Below are 23364 nucleotides of genomic sequence, written 5' to 3' on the forward strand. Positions count from 1 at the left end.
CCGTGCCCCTGCAGAACCGCGTCCTGCCCACGCAAGAGATCGTCGCCATCCCGGCCCGTGGCACCTTCACCGGCAACCGCGGCGTCCTGCATGATGAAAACCGCCAGCTCGGCACAGCGCGCTGGCGGCATAAGGCGTGGATTATCTGCGCGTTACACTACAAGGACTGGCGCCGTGTGCCTATGACGCCCGGCCGCTGGACCGAGCTGTTCTTCCTCGATGAAGCCGTGGCCCTCGCCGCCGGGCACCGCCCCTGCGCCCTCTGCCGCCGCCCTGACTACACCGCCTTTCAGACCGCCTGGACCCGCGCGACCGGGCACCGCCCCTCGGCCCCCGAAATGGACCGCGCCCTGCACACCGCCCGCGTCACGCGGGACCGGCGGCAGGTCCGCGCCACGGCCCTGTCCGACACCCTGCCGGACGGCGCCTTTGCGCTCATCGAGGACACCCCGCATCTCCTGCTCAACGGCCGGGCGTTTCCCTATACGCCAGAGGGTTACGGTGCGCCGCTCACCCGTATGCCGGAGCAGGTGACCGTCCTGACCCCGGCCCCGACGCTGGCCGTTCTCTCAGCCGGTTACGCGCCCAAGTTGCACCAAAGCGCCACCGACCGGGCAACTTGACCGGCCTCCGCCGAGCGGCCTTGCGCGGACCGGATCGCGCCTTCATCCTTCGCCCATGAGGGACGAGGCGAGGCACATGGAGCGGCTGACCTACGCAGGCGGCTTCGATGCCGTGATCCGGCAGATGGAAGGCCGGCGCGATCCCTTTGTTTTCCAGGATGATGAGCGCTTTCCCTCACCCGACACGGACCTGTCCCCGATGCGCGAGGAACTGGTCGGCCCGATGCCTAGGACGGTCCGCAAGTCGACCTCAAGCTTCGGGCGCAAGTGCCGGGAACTACATGCGGAATTCAAGGGCGAGCCCGCCCTGTGCTACCTCAATGCGCTGCTGATTGCGAACCTCCGCCGCCGTGACCAGCCGCCCGAGGTCGCGCCGCTGTTCATCGCCCTTTGGCGGGACCATGCGACGTTCCTGATCGACCGGCTCGACATCCGCTGGCTCGTTTCCTCGATCACCACCTTCGGCGACCACGGCGCGACCGAGATGCAGCGCCGGGTCGGCACAGCTTTGTCCATACTTTTCAACACGATGAAGCTCTACGAAAGCGAACGCGTCTATTCCGGTACTGCCCCCGATCAGGCGTGGGACATGGATCGCAAGGCGCGCGGGGCACTGCCGCTCAAGATGGACGCCTACTCCATCGCGGGCGGCGGGCTGGATGTGAACATGCTCGGCCGCATCTGGCAGGACGCCGAAAGCGATAGCGTCGTCGCACCGCTGGCGCATCACCTGCTCGACGCCCTGAACGCCGACGGCCGCAACGTCTTTCGCAGGCTGCGCCTGATGCGCGAGGCCCGCGAGGCCGAAAAACCGGAGGACATCCGGCACCCCACGCTGAAGGACGACAGTGAACCCACTGATTCAAGCAAACTTTTCACCCGACACAACCGCCCAAGGGCAAACCCGGCCCCGATAGATCCGACCCGTCTGGAACGCGATCCCGCCCGGATCCGCTGGGGCACCGTGACCACCGTCCGCGCACCGCTCGACCGGATCGCACGTTTCGCCGCCTGGCACCTCCAGCTCGGGGCGGCGCAGGTCACGCTCTATCTCGACGATGCGAAGCAGACGCAGGCCGACTGGCTGTCGCGCCATCCCCGCATCCGGGCGATCCCCTGCGACGAGGCCCACTGGCAGGCGCTCGGCCGCCGTCCCAAGGCGCATCAGGTCCGGCAGGCGGCCAATGCCACCCACGCCTATCGCACCAGCGACCTGCATTGGCTGGCGCATATCGACGTGGACGAGTTCCTGCTGCCCGACCGACCGGTGGCGGACATGCTGGCCGCCGCCCCCGACGACATCGCGCAGATCACCGTGCAGCCGGTAGAACTGCTGGCCCCCACCGACGCGGACGCCCCGGCTTATTTCAAGACAACGGCCCGGATGGGCGGCAAGTCCAAGCACGTCCTGCCCGAGATCTACCCGACTTTCGGCGAACACCTGCGCGGCGGCTATGTCAGCCATCTGGAAGGCAAATCCTTCGCCCGCCCCGGCGCGCCGGAGGCACGGTTCGGCATCCACAGCCTGAACATCGGATCCGAGGCCGCCTCCAACCGCGCGCAGGTCGAAGGCACGGTCCTCGGCCATGCCCATGCCCCGACCTACGAGGCCTTCCGCGCCCATCTCGACTACCGGATGCGGCAGGGATCCTACCGCAAACGCGACCGCACCGGGTTCGTCCTGTCCGACGTTCTGGATTACCTTCAGGCCGAGGAAGGCGAAGACGGCCTGCGGCAGTTCTATGACGAGGTCTGCACCGCGACCCCGCGCCTGCTCGACGCACTGCGGCGGAACGATATGCTGATCTCGACCGATCTCGACCTCGACGCGGCGGTGCTGGCGGAATTCGGCGCGACGCCGCCGGACGGGCTCTGACGTGCCGGACAGCTGGGGCATCGTCACCACGGTCAAGGCGCCGCGCGACGCCGTGCTCGATTTCGTGGCATGGCACCTCGACCTGGGCGCGCAGCGGATCTACGTGCACCTCGATGCGCCTGACCCGGACACGCAGACGGTGCTCAAGGTCCATCCCAAGGTGCGCGTGACACAGACCGGCGCGGGCTACTGGGACCGCACCGGCGGCCGTCGTCCTGTCCGTCATCAGGTGCGGCAGACGGTTAACGCAACCCGCGTGCTGGCCCGCCCGGCCGAGGTCGACTGGCTGCTGCACATCGACGTCGACGAATTCCTGCTGCCCGCGACGGAGCGCACAATTGACGACAGCCTCTCCGCCCTCCCCGATTGGGTCAACGTCGCCCGTGTCCGGCCGGTCGAGGCGCTGGCCCCCGTCCCCGGCGGCGCGCAGCCGCCCGACTGGGCGTTCAAGGCGATGTCGACGGACCGCCCGACGCGCCGCGCGCAAACCGAAAGCCTCTATCCCGACTACGCCCGCGGCCTCGACGGCGGGTTCCTCAGCCATGTCGCGGGCAAGATTTTCGTCCGCACCAGCCTCGCCGGGGCGGAGTTCCGCATTCACAACGTGATCCGCGACGGCGAACAGAACCCCGGCCACGCAGAGCTGACGGACATCGCGCTGGCACATATGCACGCCACGGATGCCGAGGACTGGCTGGCGCACTATCGCTTCCGGCTCGAAAAGGGCTCCTACCGGTCGGAGCTGAAACCGCCCCGCCCAAGCGCGGACGGCGGCATGACGACCCACGACATGCTGGCCACCATCGAGGCCGCCGAAGGCGAGGCAGGCCTCCGCGCCTTCTTCGACGCCGTCGCCACCGCCAGACCCGACCTTCTCGCCGCCCTGCGGGAAGAAGGCCTGCTGCGCGAAGCCCGGCTCGACCGTGCCGCAGCCCGCGCGCGGCATTTCCCCGGACTCTAGATCAGCAGCCCCGCCGCCCCCTCGTGGCGCAACAGCGCCACCTTGGTCTCGACCCCGCCCTCGCCCGAGAAGCCGCCCAGCCCGCTGGCCCCCAACACCCGGTGACAGGGGATGATGACGGGGATCGGATTGCCGCCGCAGGCCTGCCCGATCGCCTGTGCGGGCGCGCCGAGCCGTTTGGCAATGGCGCCGTAAGTGGTCGTCTCACCGAAGGGAATCGCCAGCATCTCGGCGCAGACCGCCTTCTGCAGATCACCACCCCGCACCTCCAGCGGCAGATCGAACCGTTGACGTGCCCCGGCGAAATAGGCCCCGATCTGCGCCACCGCCTCGTCCAGCACCGCCGACCCGCCCTGCGCCGGCTCCAGCCGCCACGACACGCGCGTGATCGCCCCGCCCTCCTCGCGCAGGGCAAGCGGTCCGACCGGCGTTTCGACAATGACCACGTTCATGCCCGCCAGAGTGCCCCTAGCCCGAGGCCCAGGCAAGCGCCGACGATCCAGGTTCATCTGGCCCGAAAAACTCCGGGGGAGTCGCCGCAGGCGACGGGGGCAGCGCCCCCGACGTTGACATCCGCGCAGGCCCTGCCAGCCTGAGCGGAACCACAGCAAGGACCACCCGGATGACCGACCACACCACCACCCACGAGGCCGAGGAGGACGCCCGCAACCGCGACATCCTCATCTACGTCAACGGCGAACTGAAGCACCGGGACGAAGCGGTGGTCTCCGTCTACGACAGCGGCTTCCTGCTGGGCGACGGCATGTGGGAGGGGATGCGCCTCTATGACGGGGAATGGGCCTTCTTCGACGCCCATATGGATCGGTTCTTCGACAGCTGCCATGCCGTCAGCCTCGACGTCGGGATGGACCGTGCGGGCATCCGCGAGGCGCTGAGAATGACAGCCGAGGCGAACGGGATGACCGACGACGTTCACTGCCGCCTGATGCTGACGCGGGGCGTGAAGGCCAAGCCGTTCCAGCATCCACAGCTCAGCCGCTCGGGTCCGACGCTGGTGATTATCATGGAGCATTCGAAACCCGTCGACACCCTTCAGTCGAAAGGCATCCGTCTGGCCGCCGTGCCGCAGGTCCGCGGGTTGCCGCACAGCCAGGACGCCAAGTTCAACAGCCATTCCAAGCTGAACTGCGTCATCGCCTGCCTGCAGGCCGAGGCGGCGGGCGCGGACGAGGGGCTGATGCTGGATCCAAATGGCTTCGTGAACACCACCAATGCCTGCAACTTCTTCATTGTGCGGAAGGGCGCGGTCTGGACCTCGACCGGGGACTACTGCATGAACGGCGTGACCCGGGCGAACGTGATAAGGCTTTGCCGGGACAACGGAATTCCGGTCTTCGAGAAGAACTTCTCGCTCTACGAGGCCTATTCGGCGGACGAGGCATTCCTGACCGGGACCTTCGGCGCGCAGACGCCCGTCGCCTCGATCGACGGCAAGGCGATCGGGACCGGCGCGCGGCCGGTGACCGCCGAGATCCGGCGGCTCTACAAGGCGATGGTGTCCGAGGACGTAGCCCGGCAGAAGGGCGGCCGGTGACGGGTGTCGGCTGCATCGCCGGTTGGGTGGGGTGTGCCGGAAGTGGGGGCTCTGCCCCCGCCGCGGCCTGTGGCCGCGACTCCCCCGAAGTATTTGGAACCAGAAGAAGCAGGGGACCTGCGAGACGCTCCGCTGGGTGCGGCGAGCGGTTGCCGGGTCAGAGCAGGCCGAGGCGGATGGGGCCTTTTGCGGTGACGGGGTCGACGAGGATGCCGGAGCGGGTGGCCTGAAGGCTGTCGAGCGTCGCGGCCACGCGGCGGACCTCGGGCATCAGGGGGCGCCAGTCGGCGGCGAGGCGACGGGCGGCGTCGGAGGGGCAGAAGGTTTTCCCCCTGCCCCTCTCGGTCGCAAGCGCGGTCAGGACCGCGGCGATCTCGTCATCCGGCGGCCGTGTCACCGAGCGCCTCGTCGCACCGGCCGCAGACGCCCGGATGCGCATGGGTGCCGACATCGGGCAGGATCTTCCAGCAGCGCTGGCACTTCTCGCCCTCGGCCTTTTCGAAGACCACGCCGATGCCCGGCACTTCGGGCAGGCGGAAGGCCTCGGACGGCGCGGGATCGGCGGTCAGCGTCAGGTCGGAGGTGATGCAGATGTCCTCGAACGCCACCGATTTCAGCGCGGCGTGCGAGTCGGGATCCTCCACATGCACCACCGGCGCGGCCTCGAGCGAGGCGCCGATGACCTTTTCCGTCCGCTGGATCTCCAGCGCCGCCGTGACTGCGCGCCGTGCTGCGCGGACCCGCGCCCATTTCGCCGCCAGCGCATCGTCGCGCCAGTCGGCGGGGGTTTCGGGGATGTCGGTCAGGTGGACCGAGCTGTCCTCGCCGGGGAAGCGCTCCAGCCAGACCTCTTCCATCGTGAAGACGAGGATCGGGGCCAGCCAGGTCGTCAGCCGGTGGAACAGCAGGTCCAGCACCGTCCGGGCAGCCTTCGCACGCGGCGTGTCGCCGTCGCAGTAGAGCGCGTCCTTGCGGATGTCGAAGTAGAACGCCGACAGGTCGATCGTGGCAAAGTTGAAGATCGCCTGGAACGTGCCCTGGAAGTCGTAGCTTTCGTAGCCCTTGCGGACCGTGGCATCGAGTTCGGCCAGCCGGTGCAGCACCCAGCGTTCCAGTTCCGGCATGTCGGCGGGCGCGACGCGGTCCTCCTCGCGGAAGTCCCCGAGCGAGCCGAGCATGTAGCGCATCGTGTTGCGCAGGCGGCGGTAGCTGTCGGCCACGCCTTTCAGGATTTCCGGACCGATCCGCTGGTCGGCGGTAAAGTCGGTCTGGGCGACCCAGAGCCGCAGGATATCCGCGCCGTATTCCTTGACGACGGCCTCGGGCACGATGGTGTTGCCGAGCGATTTGGACATCTTGTTGCCCTTCTCGTCCAGCGTGAACCCGTGCGTGACGACCGCCTTGTAGGGCGCGCGGCCCTTGGTGCCGCAGGCCTGCAGCATCGAGGAATGGAACCACCCCCGGTGCTGGTCGGTGCCTTCCAGGTAGACATCCGCGATCCCGTCCGGCGCCCCGTCCGCACGGTCGCGCAGAACGAAGGCGTGGGTGGAGCCGCTGTCGAACCACACGTCGAGCACGTCAAAGACCTGATCATAGGCCGCCGCATCGTGATCGGCGCCGAGGAAGCGCGCCTTGGCGCCGTCTTCGTACCAGCAGTCGGCGCCCTCGGCCTCGAACGCCTCGGCGATGCGGGCGTTGACGGCCGGGTCGCGCAGCAGGAAGTCCGGATCGGTCGGCAGCGCGCCCTTTTTCACGAAGCAGGTCAGCGGCACGCCCCAGGCCCGCTGGCGCGAGAGCACCCAGTCAGGCCGCGCCTCGATCATCGAGTAGAGCCGGTTGCGGCCGGTGCGCGGGGTCCATTCGACCAGCTTGTCGATCGAGGTCAGGGCGCGTTCGCGGATCGTCTTGCCATAGGTGTCCTGCCCGTCGCCCACGGGACGGTCGACCGAGGCGAACCACTGCGGCGTGTTGCGGTAGATCACCGGCGCCTTGGAGCGCCAGGAATGCGGGTAGGAATGCTTGATCTTGCCGCGCGCCAGCAGGCCGCCGACCTCGATCAGCTTGGCGATCACGGCGGCGTTGGCGTCGCCTTCCCAGCTTCCGTTCTTGGCCTTGGCCCGCAGGATGCGCTTGCCGCCGAAGAACGGCAGGTCGGCGCGGAAGCTGCCGTCGTCCATCACGTTGTAGGTGATGACCTGGTCGAGCATGCCGAGATCGCGATAGAGTTCGTATTCCTCCATCCCGTGCGAGGGGGCGCAGTGAACGAAGCCCGTGCCCTCGTCATCGGTGACGAAATCGGCGGCGCGGAAGTCGCGCAGGTCTTCCCATTCGCCGTTCGCCCCTTCGGCCCCGGCCAGCGGATGCGCCAGCTTCATGCCCGCGAGGTGCGACGCGCGGACATCGCGGACGCGGCGGTACATGCCTTCGTCCAGACGGGCACGCGACATCACGTTCGCGGCGAGGTTGTCGGCAAGGATGAAGCGGTCGCCGACGCTGGCCCAGCATTCGTCGGGCGTGCCGGTGACCTCGTAGAGGCCGTAGGAGATCGCGTCGCCATAGACCACGGCCTTGTTCGACGGCATGGTCCAGGGCGTGGTGGTCCAGATGACCACGAACGCGTCCCGCAGATCGTCGGACAGCTCGGCATCCGCCGCGCCGATGGCCGCCAGCGCATCCTCGGTCCCGTCTTCGCCGGCGACGACCGTATCGGCGCGATCGAATTCGGCGACGCGGAACTTGACCCAGACGGTGGGGCTTTCCTTGTCGTGATACTCCACCTCGGCCTCGGCCAGCGCGGTTTCCTCGACAGGCGACCACATCACCGGCTTGGAGCCCTGATAGAGCGTCCCGTTCAAGAGGAATTTCATGAACTCCTCGGCGATCACCCGCTCGGCGTGGAAATCCATCGTCAGGTAGGGATCGGCCCAGTTGCCGGTCACGCCGAGGCGCTTGAACTCCTCGCGCTGGATGTCGATCCAGCCCTCGGCGAACTTGCGGCATTCCTGGCGGAAATCGACGACCGGGACCGCGTCCTTGTCGAGCCCCTTGGCGCGGTACTGTTCCTCGATCTTCCATTCGATCGGCAGGCCGTGGCAGTCCCAGCCGGGGACGTAGCGGCTGTCGTAGCCCGACATCTGGCGCGAGCGGACGATGAAGTCCTTGAGGATCTTGTTCAGCGCGTGGCCGATGTGCAGATGGCCGTTGGCATAGGGCGGACCGTCGTGCAGCACGAAGGGCGGACGGCCCTCCTGTGCGCGCAGGCGGTCATAGACGCCGATCCGTTCCCAGCGGGCCAGCCACTCGGGTTCGCGCTTGGGCAGGCCGGCGCGCATCGGGAAATCGGTCTTCGGCAGGTTGAGCGTGTCTTTGTAGTCGGGCGTCTCGGCGGACATGTCCGGGTCCTTGTCGTCTGAAAATGTCGAGGGGAAAGCGGCGCGGGCGACCCATGCGCCTTGTCCCGGCGTCCCGACGGCGGACGTCAGGGCGCCGGGCGGGTAATTCGCTGGGAATATGCCGCGTTCCGGACCATGGGGCGGCTTATAGGCCCGTGGCCGGGTGGGGTCCAGAGGGTGTTGGTCCGAGACAGGTGGAGAGGCCGGGTGCGGTCTGTCCCCCGCGTCACCGGACTTGACCGGTGGTGCCAGTGGAGAGGCCGGGGGGCTGTGTTGTCCCCCGCGTCACCGGACTTGACCGGTGGCGCCAGTGGAGAGGCCGGGGGGCTGTCTGTCCCCCGCGTCACCGGACTTGACCGGTGGCGCCAGTGGAGAGGCCGGGGGGCTGTCTGCCCCCCCGGACCCCCCGAAAGTATTTTTGACCAGAAGAAGCAGAGGAAGCTGCGCGAGACGCCGTGCGGCGGGGCGAGCGGGGGCGGTCAGTCGCGCATGAAGCGCTGGCGGGATTCGCGGGCGATGTTGTAGCGCATTTCGAGGGCGGCGATGCGGGACATGGCCTGCTGGCGCTCGGGGGCATTGTCCGGAAGCGCGGCATAGGCGGCGCGGGCGGCGTCGAGCTGTTTCTTGATCGCGAATTCCTCGGGCAGCGCGCCGGCCTCGGCCATGATGCGCATGCCGGCGGCAGTGCCGGCGTCGACCATCGATTCCTCCGGGCGGTCGGGCAGCGGCTTGCCCTCGCCGCGGAGGCCCTGCAGTTTGCCCTCGGCCCCGGCCTTGAGCAGCATCCGTTCCACGCGGCGGGTGAGCCATGTCATGACGCGTCCCCCTCGGGTTTGCTGCCTGTCGAGAAGAGCCCGGTCAGCGCGCGGCGGACGGCGCCCGCGACCGAGGGGCGGCGACCCTCGGAGAAGGGCAGCGGGCGGCAGACTTCCATCGCAGCCACCCCGACACGAGCCGTGAGGGTGCCGTTCACTACGCCCTCGCCGAAGCGGCGCGACAGGCGGGCGAGCATCGTGCCGCCGAGGACGGAGCCCAGCGTGTCGTCGCCGACGGCGACCGCGCCGGTGGCGACCAGATGCGTCATCACCGCCCGCGTCAGCCGCCACGATCCGAGCGTGCCGGAGCGGCCGCCGTAGATCTCGGCGATGCGGCGGATCATCCGCAGGTTCGACGTCAGCGCCGTCGCCACGTCCGCGAAGGCCAGCGGCACGATGGCCGTCACCGTCGCCACCTGCCGCGCCGCCGCCTCGACCTCGCGCAGGGCCATGGCGTCGAGCGGGGCCAGCATCTCGGCCTCGGCCAGACCGATGACGGCGGAGGCGTCGAAGAGCTCGGCCTCGCGTTCCCTGAACCGTTCGAGCCCCCAGGCGATCTCGGCCCGTCCGGCATAGAGCGCGGCCAGCCGCTGCGTCAGGGCGCGGGCGCGCTTGAGGTCCTCGTCGGCCAGCGCCTCGTCGGCCTCCAGGTGCAGGCGGTCGATCCGGGCGAGGCGCGAGAAGGCGGCGATCTCCTTGACCGCGATCAGCAGGACCACGAACAGGAAGGCCACGATCAGCGCCGCCACGAAATAGCCGAGCAACGGGGTCGAGGCGATCAGGTTGGTCACGAAGCTCCAGGCCGCGATCGAAACCAGCGTCGTCACCAGCGCGCCCGCCAGCCGCCAGAACCAGCGGGCCAGCGTCGACGGGCGGCGCGCCGCCAGTTGCGCGGCCATCTGCATCGCGCGCCCCTCGGCCTGCGGATGCGGGCTGTCGGGCACCGGCGGGGCGTCGGCGGGGCTGGCCCCCGGTTCCGCCCCTTCGAGGTCGATCAGGACCGGGCCGCGGCGTCTGTCCTCGTCAGCCATCTGCATCTCCGTGCCAAGTGAACCGGATGTCCGGCAGCCCCTCGTCATTGCGCGTCCCGTCGCTGCGACCGGCCTCGCGAAAGCCCTGCGCGCCGTAGAAGGCGCGTGCCGTCTCGTTGGCCTCGAAGCACCAAAGCGTCAGGCGGTCCGCCTCAGACTTGGCGGCGGCGAGCAGCCGCGCGCCGATCCCCTGCCTTTGCGCCCAGGGGGCAAGGTAGAGCGCCAGAACCTCAGTGCCGCGCCGGGTGATGAAGCCCGCGACACGTCCGCCCGAGATCGCCACGGTCGTCCAGCCCTTGTCGATCATGATCCCCGCAAAGCCGATGTCCTCGGCACGCGTGTGGATGCGCGGCATCCAGTCGGTGTCGTCGATGAAGGACGACAGGATCCCGCCGACCGCCCCCGCGTCGAGCGCCCGCGCCGGGCGCAGGGTGACGGCGGCGTTCACAACCGGTCCCCGATCAGGAACTGCGCGGCACGGTCCAGCCGGATATGCGGCGGGCCCTCGCCCGGCTTCAGCCTGAGTGGCGCGGGGGCGAAGGCCATGATGTTGTAATCCGCGTCCAGCCAGCTGTCCGCGCCGGTGCGCGCCGGGGTCAGGAGTCGGGCCGGATCGGCGGGCAGATCACCGGGATAGAGCGCGGCCTGCTTGCCCGTGGACAGAAGCCGCCCGCGCACGGCGTCGAGGCTCTGGCCGTTGTGGCTGACCGTCTCCTCCACCGTGGCACGCAGGGCGGCGATCGACATGGCCGCCGTCTCGGCCCCGGCAAAGGCCGCGCGGTCGCGAGCGTCGCGCAGCAGCGCCTCCATGATCGCGGTCAGACGGGCGTGCTGGGTGTGGTGCAGGTGGTCGGCCTTGGTGGCGGCGAAGAGGATCTTCTCCACCCGCTTGCCCATCAGGAGGCGGCTGAGAAAGGCGTTCCGCCCCGGACGGAAGGCGCCGAGGATCCCCGCCATGGCGCAGCGCAGTTCCTCGACCTTTTGCGGGCCGCCGTGGATCGCGCCGAGCGCATCGACCAGCACCACCTGCCGGTCGATCCGGCTGAAATGGTCGCGGAAGAAGGGCTGCACGACGCGGTCCTTGTAGGCCTCGAACCGCCGCTCCATCTCGCGCCAGAGACCCTTGCGGTGCGGTGCGTCCTCGGGCGGCAGCGGTGCGAAGGTCAGCGCGGGCGATCCCTCCATCTCGCCAGGCAGCAGGAACCGGCCGGGCGTGATGTCCATGTGGCCCGCGTCTCGGGCGGCAACGAGGTAGGCGCGATAGGCCTCGGCCAGCGCCTTGGCCTGCGGTTCGGACCAGTCGCGGATGTCGCGCGCCTCTTCGACGGCGGCGATGAACGCCGCGCCTTGCGGCCGGGTGCGAGCCTGTTCCAGCACCTCGACCGACCATTCGGCATAGGCGCGGTCGAGCAGCGACAGGTCCAGCAGCCATTCGCCGGGGTAGTCCACGATGTCGATATGCACCGTGCGCGGGCCGGAAAAGCCGCCGAGCAGGCCGCCGGGGCGGATCTTCATGGACAGCCGCAGCTCGCTGACCGTGCGGGTGCTGTCCGGCCAGTGCGGCTCGGGCGAGGTCAGCGCGGCGAGGTGCGTTTCGTAGTCGAAACGCGGGACGGTGTCGTCGGGCTGAGGTTGCAAATAGGCGGTGACGATCCGCCCCTCGGACTGCGCGACCAGCTGGGTCATTCGGGCGCGGTCCATCAGGTTTGCGACCAGCGAGGTGATGAACACCGTCTTGCCCGCGCGGGCCAGTCCCGTGACCCCGAGACGCACCACCGGTTCGAAGAACATGCCGGAGATCCCGTCCCCGACCGCCTCCACCCGGCGCGTCACCCCGTCGGCCAATGTTCCGATCACCACTTGCCCGGTCTTCCCTGCCTGCATCCCTTTCGCCCTAGATAGCGGCGCGCGGCCCCACTTGCCAGTCCGGGGGACGCCGGGCTATCCGGGCGCATGCCCCGCTACGCGCTGAAAGTCGAATATCACGGCAGGCCCTTCGCGGGCTGGCAGCGTCAGGCTGACCAGCCTTCGGTGCAGGGCGCCATCGAGGACGCGCTGGCGAAACTGGAGCCGGGGCCGCACACCATCGCCGCGGCCGGACGGACCGATGCGGGGGTCCATGCGACCGGACAGGTGGCGCAGTGCGACATGACGCGGGACTGGGATCCGTTCCGCCTGTCCGAGGCGCTGAACTATCATCTGAAGCCCCTGCCCGTCGCCATTGTCGCCGCCGCGCGGGTCGATGACGACTGGCACGCGCGGTTTTCTGCAGTGGAGCGGCGCTACCTGTTCCGCCTGCTGATGCGGAGGGCGCCCGCGACACATGACGCCGGGCTGGTCTGGCAGGTGAAACAGCGGCTGGACCCTGCGCCGATGCGCGCCGCGGCGGCCTACTTGGTCGGGAACCACGATTTCACCACCTTCCGCAGCTCGATCTGTCAGGCCGCCAGCCCGGTCAAGACACTGGACGAGATCACGATCGAGGCTCTGGATGGGGTCTCCGGACCTGAGCTGCGCTTCCGTCTGCGCGCCCGATCGTTCCTGCACAATCAGGTCCGGTCCATCGTCGGCACGCTGGAACGGGTCGGCGCCGGGGCGTGGTCGCCGGAGGATGTCAGGACGGCGCTGGAGGCGCGGGACCGTGCGGCCTGCGGGCCGGTCTCGCCGCCCGAGGGGCTGTATCTGGCAGGCGTCGGCTATCCCGCGGATCCGTTCACGACGGATGCAGCGACGTAACAGATTCGCGAGAAATCAAGGGCATCGCGGGCGCGCGCTTGTCTCGGCCGGGGGAATCCCCGAGGCTGCAACGCAACGCCGCGCGACCGTCTGAGCGCCGCACCGAATTGCGAGGGACCGAGCCGTATGCCGGCAAGTTACGAGTACAGGGTGGTGCCCGCGCCGACGCGCGGCCTCAAGGGCAAGGGTATCAGGGGCACCGAGGACCGCTTTGCCCATGCCATCGAGGACCTGATGAACCGCATGGCGCTGGACGGCTGGGAATACCAGCGCGCGGAAACCCTGCCCTCGGAAGAACGGCAGGGCCTGACCGGCGTGACGACGACCTATCGCAACGTGCTGGTCTTCCGCCGCGCCCGCGCCGCCGATCCCGCCCCGTTCCAGCCCCGCCTTCTGGCCGCACCCGAAGACGCCGTGTCCAGGAAACCGGCGCAGGCCGAACCGCCCGCGACCCCGCCCGAGGACGAAACGCCGCAGGACGGGGCAACCGTCGACCCGGGCCTGGCCGATGCGCTGCGCCGCCGGGCGGCCACCCTGCTGGGCGGCCGGATCGCTGGCGGCACCGCAGCCGAGGCGGCCCCGGCCACTGACGGCCGCACCGCCGCGGAGCGCTGAGCGCCCTACCCGTCCAGATCGAGTGCGAGTGCGTGGATCCGTTCGATCAGATCGGGCCCGAGCGCCGTGTGAACGGCCCTGTGCCGCGCGATCCGGCTCTTTCCAGCCAGTGCACCCGCGCGCATGCGCACGCGGTAGTGACTTTCGCCCCCTTCCTGATATCCCGCGTGTCCGATATGTTTCTCGCTCTCGTCGATGACCTCCAGCTCTGCCGGATCGAATGCCTGCTGCAGGCGCGTGCGGATCTCTGCCGTCTTTGACATTTTTTTACTGTCAACCCCTTCAAACCTCTGGGGGACAGCTTAGACTGCACGGCCTGACTCGGAAAGGATGCATGATGCCAAAAGCTGATCCGTTCGGATTCGATATGTCCGTCTCCTCCGCAAAGAAGCGCACTACCCGTGGCCGCCGGGGGATGACGGGGGCATCCGACACCTCGACCCGGGTGTGTGAACACGAGGGCTGCGAGGAGGCGGGCCAGTACCGCGCGCCCAAGGCGCCGGACGTGCTGGACGACTTCTACTGGTTCTGCCGGGACCATGTGCGCGAGTACAACCTGAAGTGGAACTTCTTCGACGGCACCACCGAGGCCGAGATGAACGCGCAGATGTCCAAGGACCGGGTCTGGGACCGCCAGACCAAGCCCATGGGCGATCCCGAGGCGCGGGCCTGGGCCCGTCTGGGGATCGAGGACCCGCACCAGGTGCTGGGCGCGAACGCGACGCGCAATCCCGGCAAGTCGAACGGTGGCGGGCGCCGTCTGCCGCCGAAGGAGCGGCAGGCGATCGAGATCCTCGACGCAAAGGACCACTGGACCAAGGCCGAGGTGCGCAAGGCCTACAAGGCGCTGATCAAGGTGCTGCATCCCGACATGAACGGCGGCGACCGGTCCCAGGAGGAGCAGTTGCAGCAGGTTGTCTGGGCGTGGGACCAGATCAAGGACAGCCGGAACTTTAAGTAGCGCGGATGCGCAGCATCTGCGCGGCCGGACAGAGCGGATGCAAAGCATCTGCGGAGTCCCGCACCCTCAGAGGTCTGCCCCTCTTATCGCCCTCACCTAAGCGCCCTCCCGGCCCCACCCGGCGAAGGGGGGCTGTCTGCCCCCCGCCGGGCCTGCGGCCCGACTCCCCCCGAAAGTATTTGGAACCAGAAGAAGCAGGGGACGGTCAGAGCAGGACCGAGCGGATACCCCATGCCACGGCGCCGATGACCCCGACCCCGGCCAGCCACAGCCCGGCGAACCACAGCGCCCGGCGCCACCACATCAGTGGTAGCCCTTGTCCGGGTCGAGCTTGCCGCGGAACACCCAGTAGGCGTAGGCGGTGTAGCCCAGGATCACGGGCAACAGCACGAGCGCCCCGATTCCCATGAAGACCTGGCTCTTTTCCGGCGCGGCGGCATCCCAGATCGTGACCGAGGGCGGCACCACGTGCGGCCACATCGACAGGCCGAGGCCAAGGAAGCACAGGCCGAACAGCGCGAGGCCGAGGACGAAGGGCAGCCAGTCCTGTTCGTGCCGGGTCAGCGACCGGGCCAGCAGCAGGACGATCACCGCCACCGCGACCGGCACCGGCGCGGCCAGGGCCATCGAGGGCCACGTGAACCAGCGCAGGTAATAGTCGCCGTCGAGGAAGGGCGTCGCCAGCGAGACGGCCACGACGAAGCCCACCGTCACCAGCCCGAGCAGCCGCGCGAGGCGGCGGAAGGGCGTCTGGTCCTCGCCCTCCAGCTTCAGCACCAGCCAGCAGGCGCCAAGGAAGGCGTAGCCGACCGCAACCGCCGCCCCGCAAAGAACCGAGAACGGCGTCAGCCAGTCCCACCATCCGCCCGCATAGGCGCGGCCTTCGACTTCGATCCCCTGCAAGAGCGCGCCGAGCGTTATCCCCTGCGCCAGCGCGGCGATGAGCGAGCCGCCGAAGAACGCGGTGTCCCAGAGCCGCAGCCCGCCCGGCGTCTGCGCCCGCCAGCGGAATTCGAACGCGACGCCCCGGAAGACGAGCGCCAGCAGCATCACCACGATCGGCGGATAGAGCGCGGGCAGGATGATCGCATAGGCCAGCGGAAAGGCCGCCATCAGCCCCCCGCCGCCGAGAACCAGCCAAGTCTCGTTGCCGTCCCAGACCGGCGCGACCGCGTTCATCATCAGGTCGCGCGAGCGCCGCTCCGGGAACGCCGGGTAAAGGATGCCGATCCCGAGGTCGAACCCGTCGAGAACCACGTAAATCCAGACCGCAAGCGCCAGCAGCAGCGCCCAGGCCACGGTCAGGTCGAAGGAAACGGCGAGGCTCATACCTTGTCCTCCTGCGCGGCGGCCTGTCGGCCGGCTGTCCGGATCGGACCCTCGGTGTCCGGCCCTTCGGGCTCACCCGGTTCGGGCGCGTGGCCCATCAGGCGCAGGAGGTACATCACCCCTGCCCCGAAGACCGCGAAATAGACGCAGATGAAAACGATCAGGGACGCGCCGACGGCGGGGGCGTCAAGCGGCGAGGCGCTGTCCGCCGTGCGCATCAGCCCGTAGATCGTCCAGGGCTGGCGGCCGACCTCGGTCGTGATCCAGCCCGCCGTGACGGCGACGAAACCCGACGGCCCCATCAGCACCGCCGCGCGCAGGAACCACGGCGCGGTATAGAGCCGCCCGCGCCAGCGGAGCCAGAGCGACCACAGGCCGAGACCCAGCATCGCGAAGCCGAGCGCCACCATCACGCGGAACGACCAGAACACGACCGCCACCGGCGGCTGATCCTCGGGCGCGATGGTGTCGAGCCCGTCGAGCGGGGCATTCAGGTCATGCTTCAGGATCAGCGAGGAGAGCTTTGGAATCTCGACCGAATAGCGCACCAAGCCCGCCGCCTGATCGGGCAGGCCGAACAGGATCAGCGGCGCGCCTTCGGGGTGGCTCTCGAAATGGCCCTCCATCGCCATGACCTTGGCGGGCTGATGTTCCAGCGTGTTCAGCCCGTGCATGTCGCCGATGAAGATCTGCAGGGGCGCGACCAGCGCCGCCATCCACATCGCCATCGAGAACATCCGCCGCACCGCGCGGTTGTCGTTGCGCCCGGTCAGCAGGTGCCATGCCGCCACCCCGCCGACCACCAGCGCGGTCGTCAGGTAGGCCCCGGTCAGGGCATGGGCGAGGCGATAGGGAAAGGACGGGGTGAAGATGATGGCCAGCCAGTCCTCGGGCAGGAACTGGCCGTTCTCGCCGATCACATGGCCCTGCGGCGTGTGCATCCACGAGTTGACCGAGATGATCCATGTGGCCGAGATCGCGGTCCCGACCGCGACGAAGGCGGTCGCCATCATGTGCAGACCGTCACCGACCTTTTCCCGGCCGAAGAGCATGATGCCGAGGAACCCGGCCTCGAGGAAGAAGGCCGTCAGCACCTCGTAGGCCATGAGCGGCCCGATCACCGGCCCGGCGCGATCCGAGAAGACCGACCAGTTGGTGCCGAACTGGTAGGACATGACGATCCCCGAGACGACCCCCATGGCGAAGGTGATGGCGAAGATCTTGATCCAGTAGTTGAAGAGCCGGAGCCAGATCTCGTCGCGTTTGATCAGCCACATGGCGTTCAGAACGGCGAGGTAGGAGGCTAGGCCGATGGAAAAGGCCGGGAAGATAAAGTGGAACGCGACGGTGAACCCGAACTGGATCCGGGCCAGTGTTATGGCATCAAGGCCAAGAAACGTGTCCATCGCCGCCTCGCATTGGTGTCGAGGGGTAGTCTAGCGCAGCCTGCCGCCGTGGCGACAGGCTGCGACAATCCGCCAAGCGATCAGCCCAGCTTGGCGTCCATCGTGATCTCGGCGTTCAGCAGCTTGGAGACCGGGCAGCCTTCCTTGGCCTTGCCGGCGGCGGTCTGGAAATCCGCGTCGCTCATGCCCGGCACCTTGGCGGTGACGTCCAGGTGCACCTTGGTGATGGCAAAGCCGCCGTCCTTCTGTTCCAGCGTGACGGTGGCGGTGGTCGCGATCTCGTCGGGGACGACGCCGTCCTCGCCCATGATATTCGACAGCGCCATCGAGAAGCAGCCGGCGTGGGCCGCGCCGATCAGCTCTTCGGGGTTGGTGCCGGGGCCGTCCTCGAACCGGGTGTTGAAGCCGTACTGGGCGTCCTCGAGGATGCCGGACTGAGCCGAGATGCGGCCCTTGCCGGTCTTGAGATCACCCTGCCATACGGCGGATCCTTTGCGCTTGGACATTTGCGCCTCCTTTGGTTTCGTGTCCCGCAGGAGGGTGTGGCGCAATGGCGTGGGGTCAAGCGCGGGCCGCCCCTGCCCGCGCGCCTGCCCGCTCAGGCGGCGGCGAATTTCAGAGATACGCCGTTGATGCAGTGCCGTTTGCCCGTGGGTTGCGGGCCGTCGTTGAAGATGTGGCCCAGATGGCTGCCGCAGCGGCGGCAGTGGCATTCGGTGCGGGGCACCACCAGCTTGAGATCGCGCTTGGTTCCGACGGCCTGCGGCAACGCCTGCCAGAAACTCGGCCAGCCGGTGCCGCTGTCGTATTTGTGCGCGCTGGAATAGAGCGGCAGGTCGCAACCGCGGCACAGAAAGGTGCCCTGCCGTTCTTCGTCGTTGAGCGGGGAAGTATAGGCGCGCTCGGTCCCCTCCTGCCGCATGACACGGTATTGCAGGTCGCTGAGCATGGCCTTCCACTCGGCGGCGCTGCGTTCGACCTCCCAAGCCTGCGCGGCGCGAGGGCGGATCAATCCGGCGGCGATGCTGCCCAGGGTAATCGCAGTGGTGAAACGGCGGCGGTTCATGGCGTGGCCTCCTTTCATGTAAGTCTGGGACCGGTCGGCGACGCCGGGCAATCCCGACGGATGCACAATGGTGTGAGGCGCGGTGCCGCCGAAGGAAGACGACACCGCGCCGGCGAGCGGTCGCCCGTGGGGGGGTCGACGCCCAGCCAGGATCGCGCGCCGCACGCGGAGACAAACGCTCAAGCGACGCACCACCGGTCGGAGCCAGCTTTCGCTTACCGGCACCAGAAGATACGGGAGCCCCGGCCAATAGTTTCACCTGCTGGATCCGGAGACCCGGATCAGATCGGCTGAACCTCGGCCGCGGCCAGCACGGCGCCCGTGGGCGCGCCTGTCGGCGAACCGCCTTCGGGTTCGTCCGAAATCGCCAGCGTTCCGCCCGGCAGGGCCGCGGCGATCGGGGCGGGGAGCATGATTTCCTCGCTCTCGGCGTCACGCGGCCAGACCATGACCGACACCGGCGCGTTGCCGCCCGCGATCAGCCAGAATTCATAGGACCGGCCAGCTGCCGCCGTCCCGCCGAGACGGGTCAGCACGAGGCTGCCGGTGTCCGCGTCGTAATCGGCCCGGAACCGCAGCGCGTCCTCGCCCGACAGCTCGGCCCGGAACTCGGGCGCGGTTTCCGGCATCAGCACGCCCAGCTGCATCGCCCCGAAGACCAGCACGGTGGCCAGCGCGGCCCCGGCCAGGATCCGGCCGATGCCCAGCCGTTCCAGCAGGCCGACCCGCGGTTCTTCCGAGAAAAGACGGGCGTTGATCCCATCCCAGACCCGACGCGGCGGTTCCACCGGTTCGATGCCGGTGGTCATCGCCGCGAAATCCTCGGACCTTGCGGCGACCTCGTCGCGCAGCGCAGGTTCAGACGTGAGACGCGCCTCGAACGCGCGCTGTTCGGCCGCACTGAGGAGGCCCAGCACATATTCGGCCGCCAGCACGCGGTCGTCGTCGTCCATGTCGCCATCTGCGCTCATCGCGTCAGGCACTCCCTAAGTTTCAGCAGGGACCGGCGCAGCCAGGTCCGCATCGTGTTCAACGGCACGCCGAAGCGTTCCGCAAGATCGGCATAGGTCTCGCCCTGCAAGTAGGCGAGCCGCACCGCTTCCGACTTGTCCGGCTCAAGTTCGCCGAGACAGGCCACTATCCTCCCCCGCTCGTCGGCGGCAATCGCCTGCGCTTCGGGACCGGGTCCGCCGTCCGCGACAATCTCCGCCGCGTCGAGGCTTTCCCCCTGTGCCCGGCGCGCACGCAACCGGTCGATCGCATGGTTCCGCGCGATCGTGATCAGCCAGGTCATCGGAGACGTCCCGCCCGCCTTGTAGCGATCCGCATTGTTCCAGACTTTCAGGAAGACCTCCTGAAGCGCCTCTTCAGCTTCGGACCTTGTGGACAAGACACGCAGGCATATGCCGAATAGTTTCGCCGAAGTCGCTCCATAAAGACGCTGGAACGCATCGCGATCACCAAGCGCCGCGCGCGCGATCCACGCCTCGATATCTTCTCGGGTCGCCACTTCGACACTCACTCCCTGCCCCTGAGACGCCAGCCATCTGTGGCAATGCGCCCTTCCTCTTGTGTCCGTCCGCGATATGGGGCACGACGGGCCGTGCAATATAGGGCCGGATAAGAGGACACCCCGACCATGGCGGACGGATCGAACGATATCAACGCGAAACCGACAGAAGAAATCTCGGTCCGCGAGGTGTTCGGCATCGACACGGATATGATCGTGAAGGGTTTCGAGGACCGCGTGGACCGTGTTCCCGAGATCGACAGCACCTACAAATTCGACCCCGACACGACGATGGCGATCCTCGCGGGCTTCAGCCACAACCGCCGAGTCATGATCCAGGGCTACCACGGCACGGGCAAGTCGACGCACATCGAACAGGTCGCCGCCCGCCTGAACTGGCCCTGCGTCCGCGTCAACCTCGACAGCCACATTTCCCGGATCGACCTGATCGGCAAAGACGCGATCAAGCTGAAGGACGGCAAGCAGGTCACGGAGTTCCACGAAGGCATCCTGCCCTGGGCGCTGCGCAACCCCGTCGCCATCGTGTTCGACGAATACGACGCCGGCCGCGCGGACGTGATGTTCGTGATTCAGCGCGTGCTGGAACATGACGGCAAGCTGACGCTGCTCGACCAGAACCAGGTCCTGACGCCGAACAAGTATTTCCGCCTGTTCGCCACCTCGAACACCGTGGGCCTTGGCGACACGACCGGTCTCTACCACGGCGTGCAGCAGATCAACCAGGCGCAGATGGACCGCTGGTCCCTCGTCGCGACGCTGAACTACCTGTCGATCGACGCGGAAACCTCGATCGTCCTCAGCAAGGCGCCGCATTACAACAACGAGAAGGGCCGCAAGACCGTCAAGCAGATGGTCACCGTCGCGGACCTGACCCGGACCGCCTTCATGAACGGCGACCTGTCGACCGTCATGTCGCCCCGGACCGTGATCACCTGGGCCCAGAACGCGGAGATCTTCCGCTCGATCGGCTACGCCTTCCGCCTGACGTTCCTGAACAAGTGCGACGAGCTCGAGCGCCAGACCGTGGCCGAGTTCTACCAGCGCTGCTTTGACGAGGAACTGCCGGAGAGCGCCGCCTCGATGGCGAGCTGACATGCATCTGGGGCTGATCGGCGGCATCGGTGTCGCGGCCAGCCTCGTCTATTACCAGCGACTGGCCGCCCGGGCGAAAGCCTTGGGCGGCCAGTTGCATATGACGCTGGTGCATGCGGATATCGACGAGCTGATCGCCAACAACCTGAACTGGCGGCCCGAGGCGCAGGCGGAAAGTTTCGCGCGCCATGTCGCCCGGCTGAAGGACGCGGGCTGCGACTGTGCAGCACTGACCTCGCTCGGCGCGCATTTCTGTTTCAACGAGCTGGCCGCGATCTCTCCCCTGCCCCTCGTCAGCGCCATCGCGCCGATGGACGATCATTTCGCGGCGCAGGGGCTGAGCCGCGTCGGGCTGCTCGGCACCGCGAACCTGATGCGGACTCGGCTTTTCGGGCAATTGCGACGGGTCGAGGCGGTGGCGCCCGCTGGCGATCTGGACGCGCTTGGCAGGCTTTATCAGGACATCGCGGTGTCGGGCACCTGCACCGATGCGCAACGGGCGACCCTGTTCGAGGCCGGGCGCGAGATGGTCGAGGTGCAGGGTGCAAAGGCGGTGATCCTTGCCGGAACCGACCTGAACCTCGCCTTCGACGGGCAGCACGATCCCGGCTACCCGTTCATCGACGCGCTGGACATCCACGTCGATCTGCTGGCGCGGCTGTCCTGTGACCTCGCCGGTCTGCCGGGCGACTGAGAGCTTATTCGGACTGACGACAGCCACGCGCCGCGTTGCGGCGGGCTGAGCCTGTTCCGCTACATATTGTAAAAGTTTTCAAACTGCGCGCTTTACAGACGTATTTTCGGCGCTAACGTATAATTTATGGGCAGAATGAAAACTCATCTTGCCGCAACGGCCCTGGCGCTGGTGTCCACCGGCGCGGCGGCAATGCCTTCCACCTCCGACGATCCGGTCCTCACCTTCGCCGCCTGCACCGGGCGGCTTTCGGCGATGATGGAGCATCAGTGGATCACCGACCCGCCCGCCTCGGAACACACGCAGGCGCAACGGTTGCGGATGATCGCCCTTCTGGATGCCGTCCTTGACCCCGACCGCGGGCGCGAGGTGCTGGCCCACCAGATCGAGGCGAAGATGGCGCAGGCCCAGCTATTGACCCGCTCACGCAACGATGCGCACCCGAGGGAGGCGCGCATCGCCGGTTCCCTCGCCAGCCGCGAAGTCGCGGCCTGCGAGGCGTTGCTGCTTTAGATCAGGCGGCCTTGGCGGCCTCTTCGGCCCGCGCGCCCTTCAGCACGTTGGACCACCAGAACAGCTCTTCGATCATCGCATCAGCCGATGCACCGATTGCCGGTTCGATGTCCGTCAGCTCGGCTGTGCCGCCGCCCATCGGGTGGACCTTCATCAGCTCGCCGCCGGCGATGTGCACGGCGTTGGCCACGTTGGCCATCCGCAGTTCGATGGCGATGGCGCGCAGATGCTCGACCGCACGGGCCGCGCCGACGCCGCCATAGCCGACCATCGCGGCAGGCTTGCGGCCCCATTCATTGAACGCCTGGTCCAGACCGTTCTTCAGCACGCCGGAAATCGAGTGGTTGTATTCGGCCACGACGAAGACATAGCCGTCGAACTTGTCCAGATCGGCCTGCCATTTCAGGGCCTTGGGGTCCTTCGAGGGCATCCAGCGGTTCGACGCGGGCTCGGCGAAGAAGGGCAGATCGTAGTCGGCGAGATCGAGGATCTCGACCTCCATCCGGCCGTCTGCGGCGATGCGGTCGCGGATCCACTCGGCCGGCTTGTGGCCCCAGCGGGTGGGGCGGGCGGTGCCGAGGATCACGGCGATACGGGGTTTCGAGGTCATTTCACTCTCCGGTGGGTAGTAGGTTTCTCTTGGTGCCCTTATATACAATGGAGACTTGAAAGAGTCGCAAGGAGGCACCTTGATGAAACCACCCCAAAACCCGGTGCACGGCTGCACAGAGGCTGCGCAAAACGGCAGAGACATCGCCCGCATGAAAGACGAGATGAACAAGTTCCACGGCCCCGAGGGCAGTTGCGAGGCGGTGTCGGACATGCTGTCCCGGATCGGGGACAAATGGACGGTGCTGATCGTGTCCTACCTCGGCAACGGCCCGATGCGGTTCAACGAGCTGAAGCGCGGGATCGGCAACATCTCGCAGAAGATGCTGACCTCCACCCTGCGCAACCTCGAACGCGACGGCCTGATCTCGCGCACCGTGACACCGACGCGCCCGCCCTCGGTCGAATACGCGCTGACCGAGATGGGGCACTGCCTGTTGGTCCCGGTGTCGAACCTTGCCGCATGGGCCGTGGACAACCGCGAACGCATCGCCGCCGCGCGCAGCAGTTACGACGCCCGCACCCCGGAATGAGCGGCCTCGGCCAGCCCTGGAGCCGT

General features: G+C 68.0%; 27 protein-coding genes. 11 read left to right on the top strand and 16 right to left on the bottom strand.

From position 1 onward, the window contains the following. Window positions 1-2 precede the first annotated feature (2 nt). The 3 genes from ATO6_RS16115 (at window position 3) to ATO6_RS16125 (ending at window position 3460) form a co-directional block, all read left to right on the top strand. The gene (locus tag ATO6_RS16115) at window positions 3-623 is read left to right on the top strand and encodes a hypothetical protein (RefSeq protein ID WP_088625047.1); all 621 of its coding nucleotides are present in this window, start codon (window positions 3-5) and stop codon (window positions 621-623) included. A gap of 76 nt (window positions 624-699) precedes the next feature. Further along, entirely contained in the window at window positions 700-2499 is a 1800-nt protein-coding gene (locus tag ATO6_RS16120; RefSeq protein WP_254919179.1) for a glycosyltransferase family 2 protein, read from the top strand. 1 nt (window position 2500) lies between these two features. After that, window positions 2501-3460 (top strand): glycosyltransferase family 2 protein, encoded by a 960-nt coding sequence (locus ATO6_RS16125; protein ID WP_088625049.1) that lies wholly within the window; start codon window positions 2501-2503, stop codon window positions 3458-3460. Here ATO6_RS16125 and ATO6_RS16130 read toward each other — a convergent pair. Continuing rightward, window positions 3457-3912 (bottom strand): methylated-DNA--[protein]-cysteine S-methyltransferase, encoded by a 456-nt coding sequence (locus ATO6_RS16130; protein ID WP_088625050.1) that lies wholly within the window; start codon window positions 3910-3912, stop codon window positions 3457-3459. The genes ATO6_RS16125 and ATO6_RS16130 overlap by 4 nt on opposite strands. A 170-nt stretch (window positions 3913-4082) precedes the next feature. Here ATO6_RS16130 and ATO6_RS16135 point away from each other — a divergent pair, with 170 nt between their 5' ends. Continuing rightward, entirely contained in the window at window positions 4083-5015 is a 933-nt protein-coding gene (locus tag ATO6_RS16135; protein WP_088625051.1) for an aminotransferase class IV, read from the top strand. A gap of 157 nt (window positions 5016-5172) precedes the next feature. On the opposite strand, the gene ATO6_RS16140 is transcribed toward ATO6_RS16135, so the two are convergent. The 6 genes from ATO6_RS16140 to ATO6_RS16165 form a co-directional block, all read right to left on the bottom strand. Beyond that, window positions 5173-5412: a DUF3253 domain-containing protein gene (locus ATO6_RS16140; protein WP_254919180.1), complete on the bottom strand. Its 240-nt coding sequence runs from the start codon at window positions 5410-5412 to the stop codon at window positions 5173-5175. After that, on the bottom strand, window positions 5393-8407 hold the full coding sequence (gene ileS, locus ATO6_RS16145) for an isoleucine--tRNA ligase (protein ID WP_088625053.1): 3015 nt from the start codon (window positions 8405-8407) through the stop codon (window positions 5393-5395). The genes ATO6_RS16140 and ileS overlap by 20 nt, the downstream gene beginning before the upstream one ends. 479 nt (window positions 8408-8886) lie before the next feature. After that, window positions 8887-9222 carry a DnaJ family domain-containing protein gene (locus tag ATO6_RS16150; RefSeq protein ID WP_088625054.1) on the bottom strand — a complete coding sequence of 112 codons (336 nt, stop codon included), beginning with the start codon at window positions 9220-9222 and terminating at the stop codon, window positions 8887-8889. After that, window positions 9219-10253 (bottom strand): YcjF family protein, encoded by a 1035-nt coding sequence (locus ATO6_RS16155; protein ID WP_088625055.1) that lies wholly within the window; start codon window positions 10251-10253, stop codon window positions 9219-9221. The genes ATO6_RS16150 and ATO6_RS16155 overlap by 4 nt, the downstream gene beginning before the upstream one ends. Continuing rightward, complete coding sequence (locus tag ATO6_RS16160) at window positions 10246-10701, bottom strand: GNAT family N-acetyltransferase (protein ID WP_254919181.1); 456 nt, start codon at window positions 10699-10701, stop codon at window positions 10246-10248. The genes ATO6_RS16155 and ATO6_RS16160 overlap by 8 nt, the downstream gene beginning before the upstream one ends. Then, the gene (locus ATO6_RS16165) at window positions 10698-12113 is read right to left on the bottom strand and encodes a YcjX family protein (protein WP_088625056.1); all 1416 of its coding nucleotides are present in this window, start codon (window positions 12111-12113) and stop codon (window positions 10698-10700) included. Before ATO6_RS16165 ends, ATO6_RS16160 begins: the two co-directional genes overlap by 4 nt. A 93-nt stretch (window positions 12114-12206) precedes the next feature. Here ATO6_RS16165 and truA point away from each other — a divergent pair, with 93 nt between their 5' ends. Together truA and ATO6_RS16175 are read left to right on the top strand one after the other, a co-directional pair. Further along, complete coding sequence (truA, locus tag ATO6_RS16170) at window positions 12207-12989, top strand: tRNA pseudouridine(38-40) synthase TruA (RefSeq protein WP_088625057.1); 783 nt, start codon at window positions 12207-12209, stop codon at window positions 12987-12989. Between the two features lie 126 nt (window positions 12990-13115). Continuing rightward, window positions 13116-13604 (top strand): DUF4177 domain-containing protein, encoded by a 489-nt coding sequence (locus ATO6_RS16175; RefSeq protein WP_088625058.1) that lies wholly within the window; start codon window positions 13116-13118, stop codon window positions 13602-13604. Between the two features lie 5 nt (window positions 13605-13609). Here ATO6_RS16175 and ATO6_RS16180 read toward each other — a convergent pair whose 3' ends face one another. Further along, window positions 13610-13867: a BolA family transcriptional regulator gene (locus ATO6_RS16180; protein ID WP_088625059.1), complete on the bottom strand. Its 258-nt coding sequence runs from the start codon at window positions 13865-13867 to the stop codon at window positions 13610-13612. 74 nt (window positions 13868-13941) lie between these two features. Here ATO6_RS16180 and ATO6_RS16185 point away from each other — a divergent pair, with 74 nt between their 5' ends. Next, entirely contained in the window at window positions 13942-14565 is a 624-nt protein-coding gene (locus ATO6_RS16185) for a J domain-containing protein (protein WP_088625196.1), read from the top strand. A gap of 205 nt (window positions 14566-14770) precedes the next feature. Here the strand turns inward: ATO6_RS16185 and ATO6_RS16190 are convergent, their stop codons facing one another. The 7 genes from ATO6_RS16190 to ATO6_RS16220 form a co-directional block, all read right to left on the bottom strand. After that, window positions 14771-14869 carry a DUF2474 domain-containing protein gene (locus ATO6_RS16190; RefSeq protein WP_088625060.1) on the bottom strand — a complete coding sequence of 33 codons (99 nt, stop codon included), beginning with the start codon at window positions 14867-14869 and terminating at the stop codon, window positions 14771-14773. Then, window positions 14869-15894 carry a cytochrome d ubiquinol oxidase subunit II gene (gene cydB / locus ATO6_RS16195; RefSeq protein WP_088625061.1) on the bottom strand — a complete coding sequence of 342 codons (1026 nt, stop codon included), beginning with the start codon at window positions 15892-15894 and terminating at the stop codon, window positions 14869-14871. Before cydB ends, ATO6_RS16190 begins: the two co-directional genes overlap by 1 nt. Beyond that, on the bottom strand, window positions 15891-17300 hold the full coding sequence (locus ATO6_RS16200; RefSeq protein ID WP_088625062.1) for a cytochrome ubiquinol oxidase subunit I: 1410 nt from the start codon (window positions 17298-17300) through the stop codon (window positions 15891-15893). The genes cydB and ATO6_RS16200 overlap by 4 nt, the downstream gene beginning before the upstream one ends. An 80-nt stretch (window positions 17301-17380) precedes the next feature. Then, window positions 17381-17806, bottom strand: coding sequence for an OsmC family protein (locus ATO6_RS16205; RefSeq protein ID WP_088625063.1), 426 nt, complete (start codon window positions 17804-17806; stop codon window positions 17381-17383). A 92-nt stretch (window positions 17807-17898) separates the two neighbouring features. Beyond that, window positions 17899-18366, bottom strand: a complete 468-nt coding sequence (gene msrB, locus ATO6_RS16210) for a peptide-methionine (R)-S-oxide reductase MsrB (RefSeq protein WP_088625064.1) — start codon at window positions 18364-18366, stop codon at window positions 17899-17901. 281 nt (window positions 18367-18647) lie between these two features. Further along, entirely contained in the window at window positions 18648-19319 is a 672-nt protein-coding gene (locus ATO6_RS16215) for an anti-sigma factor (RefSeq protein ID WP_217899019.1), read from the bottom strand. 14 nt (window positions 19320-19333) lie between these two features. After that, window positions 19334-19876, bottom strand: coding sequence for a sigma-70 family RNA polymerase sigma factor (locus ATO6_RS16220; RefSeq protein WP_088625066.1), 543 nt, complete (start codon window positions 19874-19876; stop codon window positions 19334-19336). Between the two features lie 129 nt (window positions 19877-20005). Here ATO6_RS16220 and cobS point away from each other — a divergent pair, with 129 nt between their 5' ends. The 3 genes from cobS (at window position 20006) to ATO6_RS16235 (ending at window position 22196) form a co-directional block, all read left to right on the top strand. Beyond that, window positions 20006-20989 carry a cobaltochelatase subunit CobS gene (gene cobS, locus ATO6_RS16225; protein WP_088625067.1) on the top strand — a complete coding sequence of 328 codons (984 nt, stop codon included), beginning with the start codon at window positions 20006-20008 and terminating at the stop codon, window positions 20987-20989. Window position 20990: 1 nt separating this feature from the next. Beyond that, entirely contained in the window at window positions 20991-21683 is a 693-nt protein-coding gene (locus ATO6_RS16230) for an aspartate/glutamate racemase family protein (protein WP_088625068.1), read from the top strand. A gap of 135 nt (window positions 21684-21818) precedes the next feature. After that, the gene (locus ATO6_RS16235) at window positions 21819-22196 is read left to right on the top strand and encodes a hypothetical protein (protein ID WP_088625069.1); all 378 of its coding nucleotides are present in this window, start codon (window positions 21819-21821) and stop codon (window positions 22194-22196) included. A gap of 1 nt (window position 22197) precedes the next feature. On the opposite strand, the gene ATO6_RS16240 is transcribed toward ATO6_RS16235, so the two are convergent. Next, on the bottom strand, window positions 22198-22806 hold the full coding sequence (locus tag ATO6_RS16240; protein ID WP_088625070.1) for an NADPH-dependent FMN reductase: 609 nt from the start codon (window positions 22804-22806) through the stop codon (window positions 22198-22200). 82 nt (window positions 22807-22888) lie between these two features. Here ATO6_RS16240 and ATO6_RS16245 point away from each other — a divergent pair, with 82 nt between their 5' ends. Continuing rightward, a complete protein-coding gene (locus ATO6_RS16245; protein ID WP_254919182.1) occupies window positions 22889-23338 on the top strand; it encodes a helix-turn-helix domain-containing protein in 450 nt (149 codons plus the stop codon). Window positions 23339-23364: the final 26 nt, after the last annotated feature.

The sequence above is a fragment of the Oceanicola sp. 22II-s10i genome, from assembly GCF_002210105.1.
In the GTDB taxonomy this organism is placed as follows: domain Bacteria; phylum Pseudomonadota; class Alphaproteobacteria; order Rhodobacterales; family Rhodobacteraceae; genus Pseudooceanicola.

Coding starts and splice junctions, on each gene's coding strand:
- ATO6_RS16175 (WP_088625058.1), top strand. CDS start 13,116: ATGCCGGCAAGTTACGAGTACAGGGTGGTGCCCGCGCCGACGCGCGGC.
- cydB (WP_088625061.1), bottom strand. CDS start 15,894: ATGAGCCTCGCCGTTTCCTTCGACCTGACCGTGGCCTGGGCGCTGCTG.
- ATO6_RS16130 (WP_088625050.1), bottom strand. CDS start 3,912: ATGAACGTGGTCATTGTCGAAACGCCGGTCGGACCGCTTGCCCTGCGC.
- cobS (WP_088625067.1), top strand. CDS start 20,006: ATGGCGGACGGATCGAACGATATCAACGCGAAACCGACAGAAGAAATC.
- ileS (WP_088625053.1), bottom strand. CDS start 8,407: ATGTCCGCCGAGACGCCCGACTACAAAGACACGCTCAACCTGCCGAAG.
- msrB (WP_088625064.1), bottom strand. CDS start 18,366: ATGAACCGCCGCCGTTTCACCACTGCGATTACCCTGGGCAGCATCGCC.
- ATO6_RS16205 (WP_088625063.1), bottom strand. CDS start 17,806: ATGTCCAAGCGCAAAGGATCCGCCGTATGGCAGGGTGATCTCAAGACC.
- ATO6_RS16215 (WP_217899019.1), bottom strand. CDS start 19,319: ATGGACGACGACGACCGCGTGCTGGCGGCCGAATATGTGCTGGGCCTC.
- ATO6_RS16235 (WP_088625069.1), top strand. CDS start 21,819: ATGAAAACTCATCTTGCCGCAACGGCCCTGGCGCTGGTGTCCACCGGC.
- ATO6_RS16120 (WP_254919179.1), top strand. CDS start 700: ATGGAGCGGCTGACCTACGCAGGCGGCTTCGATGCCGTGATCCGGCAG.
- ATO6_RS16230 (WP_088625068.1), top strand. CDS start 20,991: ATGCATCTGGGGCTGATCGGCGGCATCGGTGTCGCGGCCAGCCTCGTC.
- ATO6_RS16185 (WP_088625196.1), top strand. CDS start 13,942: ATGCCAAAAGCTGATCCGTTCGGATTCGATATGTCCGTCTCCTCCGCA.
- ATO6_RS16190 (WP_088625060.1), bottom strand. CDS start 14,869: ATGTGGTGGCGCCGGGCGCTGTGGTTCGCCGGGCTGTGGCTGGCCGGG.
- ATO6_RS16180 (WP_088625059.1), bottom strand. CDS start 13,867: ATGTCAAAGACGGCAGAGATCCGCACGCGCCTGCAGCAGGCATTCGAT.
- ATO6_RS16135 (WP_088625051.1), top strand. CDS start 4,083: ATGACCGACCACACCACCACCCACGAGGCCGAGGAGGACGCCCGCAAC.
- ATO6_RS16150 (WP_088625054.1), bottom strand. CDS start 9,222: ATGACATGGCTCACCCGCCGCGTGGAACGGATGCTGCTCAAGGCCGGG.
- ATO6_RS16240 (WP_088625070.1), bottom strand. CDS start 22,806: ATGACCTCGAAACCCCGTATCGCCGTGATCCTCGGCACCGCCCGCCCC.
- ATO6_RS16200 (WP_088625062.1), bottom strand. CDS start 17,300: ATGGACACGTTTCTTGGCCTTGATGCCATAACACTGGCCCGGATCCAG.
- truA (WP_088625057.1), top strand. CDS start 12,207: ATGCCCCGCTACGCGCTGAAAGTCGAATATCACGGCAGGCCCTTCGCG.
- ATO6_RS16245 (WP_254919182.1), top strand. CDS start 22,889: ATGAAACCACCCCAAAACCCGGTGCACGGCTGCACAGAGGCTGCGCAA.
- ATO6_RS16155 (WP_088625055.1), bottom strand. CDS start 10,253: ATGGCTGACGAGGACAGACGCCGCGGCCCGGTCCTGATCGACCTCGAA.